A 2718-nucleotide genomic window follows, 5' to 3' on the forward strand; every position below is an offset into this window, starting at 1 on the left:
GGCTATGTTGCCGGCGGCGGCACCGATGTGGTGCTGCCGTGCGCCGAAAATTCGTGCACGATCCCGGATAGCCTGCGCATTGCGCTAAGCGTGCCTGCGAACGGCCAGCACTACACCGGGGCGTCCAGCATCTTTGCGAAAACGGTGCTGAGTGGTGGGGCCGGTTCCTACGACGAGGTTGCGATCGGTGTGGACGGCAGCTGGACCACAGCAAATCCCGATGGCGCGGTGGATGCCTATTCGCTCACGTCGGCCGCGCTGCCGGTACGTGCTGCGCCGTATGCGATACAGTCCCGCGTCCGTCAAGGCAATACCACGCTGTACTCGGCGATGAACATGATCACGGTGGATGCATCGGCCGGCGTCAGCGTGACGTTGGTGAGTCCGGTAAGTGGCGCGTCGGTGGCGAGTGGCGGTTCGATGAGTTTGTCGGCAACGACCGCAGGTTCGGTGGCGGTGGCATCAGTGAAGTTCTATGCGAATGACCAGATGATCGCTACCGGTGCCGTCGCTGGTGCTGCCTGGAGCGCGCAGTGGCAAAACATTCAAACGGGTTCGGCAGGTGGGGATGGAACCTATAGCGTGACTGCGGTCGCTTTCGATGGCAATGGCGTACAACTGGCGAAGTCGGTTGGCGTAACCGTAACGGTGAAGGTGGTCAGTGGTGGCGCTGGTGGCAACAGTACGCCTTTGCCGATCGTCGTGGAGGTTCCTCATGTCTCGGATATCGATACCGGAACCTTGCCCGGTGAACTAAGCGTTACGGCGGCTGGTGCGGCAGCCTATAGCCTGCCGATCATGGTGCCGCCTGGAACGGCTGATTTACAGCCGACGCTTTCGCTCGATTACAACAGCAGCGGACAAAACAGTATGGTCGGCCTGGGTTGGAGCCTGAGCGGTTTCTCCAGCATCCATCGCTGTGGCAAGACCATCGCGCAAGATGGTGAGAATGGACGCATCAGCTTTAATGCCGCAGATCGCCTGTGCCTGGATGGCCAGCGGCTGGTGCTGGCCAACCGGGCCGAGAACGATGCCAACTATTGGGCCAACGATGCGCAGTACCGCACCGAGATCGACAGCTTTAGCCGCATCAGCAGTCAGGTGGTTGGCGGCAAACGCAGCTTCAAGGTGGAGGCCAAGAGCGGCCGCATCATGACCTACGGTGGTGCGACGGGATACGTCACACCGGTGGTGCCGGATAAAATCAACACCGGCGAATTCGCGCCACAACCGGTTGCAGCGAACAAGGCCGAGGCGCAGTCCTGGGCGGTTGATCGTATCGAGGATCGTTCCGGGAATTATATTTCGATCACGTATAAGCAAATCGCCATCACCGGCGAACACTATGCCGAGGGAATTCGCTATGGCGGCAGCGGCTTGGCCGCGCATGCCGGTGTGGTGATCGAACATGAAGACCGGCCGGATGCCTGGACCCGCTATATCGACGAGACGCGCAATGATTTACGCACGCGTATCAAATCGATCAAGACCTACGTCGGTGACGATCTCAGTGGCGACATCGCCGCCACCGGTGCATTGGTGCGCACCTACAAGCTGGCCTATGAGCGCAGCGCGACCAGCGGCCGCAGCCTGCTTGCCTCGGTTGAAGGCTGTGCGTATGACGTGTCGGCGAAAAAAGACGTTTGTTTACCGAAGACTGAGTTCAACTGGGGCAAACCCGTTGAGGGACGCGCTGCGGGCTTTGATAGCAAAGGTCTCTGGCCCAATGCGCCGCATTTGATGACGTGGAATGACAATGCCATTCCGTCGCACGGCGCCAACCACGCCGACTATTTTGCTTTCAGCGATTTTGAAAATCACGGTTATACCGATGTGTTGGAAAAACGGGTTGCGTCGCCAGTGCCGCCCGGTATCAACACGGCTGCCGTGATCGCGCGCGAAGCATCCAATCCGATCAATCCGGGAACCATGCAGGCGAGCTACCGCTATTTCCACAATAACGGCAGCGGTTTCGATGTGTATAACTACGGACTCAATACGGGCAAGAATTTCGCCGTGCTGGAAGTCGGGGACTTCAATGGCGACGGAGCGCCTGATTTGCTGGTGGCATCGGAGGACGGCACCCAGATCTGCCTGTCGCCGTTGGGCAAGGTCGGGGCTTTGGCCGGAACATCTACGCCTATCGTCTTCACCTGTGATCCAAATCGTCCCGCAGTCGGTGGCAACACGTCGCTGAGCATGCCATACGTGGTCGATATCCTGGGTGATGGCCGCTCGGCACATTACAGCCAGATCGGTAATGACAGCACTGCCAAAGTGTGCATCCCGGGCAAGGCCGAATGCGAGGTCGACAGTGCTCCGCCGGGCACCGTGCTCGGCTTCACGACCAAGGACGACGGTTCGCGCTCGCTGGCGCAGCACGACTACACCGCCATCGATCAGATGGTGGACTTTGCCGGCGTCGGCAAGCCATACGACGCGCGCTGGAACCGGCCGCACTTCGAACAGTACTACTATGACGAAGACGGCACGAAGACGACGAATACGCCGGATATGGCATGGGACAATTTGCAGCCTGAATTGACACTGACCGGTTTTGAGCGTCCGGGGAAACAGAATGCGGCGTTCATGTATCCGTACACGTATCCTAAATATCCGACACCTTGCTTCTCCGTCTATTGCGCGCCGTACAATTTCGAGGTGCCTACACAGGGCGGCAATATATCGGGCGACTTCAGCGGCTCCGGTTATAGCGGC

The 2718-nt window shown here is 59.2% G+C and carries 1 protein-coding gene; it reads left to right on the plus strand.

Annotated features, from left to right (window positions below):
* On the plus strand, window positions 1–2718 hold a 2718-nt coding region (locus tag V6M89_RS30285; protein WP_332856696.1), incomplete at both ends, for an Ig-like domain-containing protein.

It is taken from the genome of Duganella sp. S19_KUP01_CR8 (assembly GCF_036688705.1).
Lineage (GTDB): Bacteria > Pseudomonadota > Gammaproteobacteria > Burkholderiales > Burkholderiaceae_D > Rugamonas.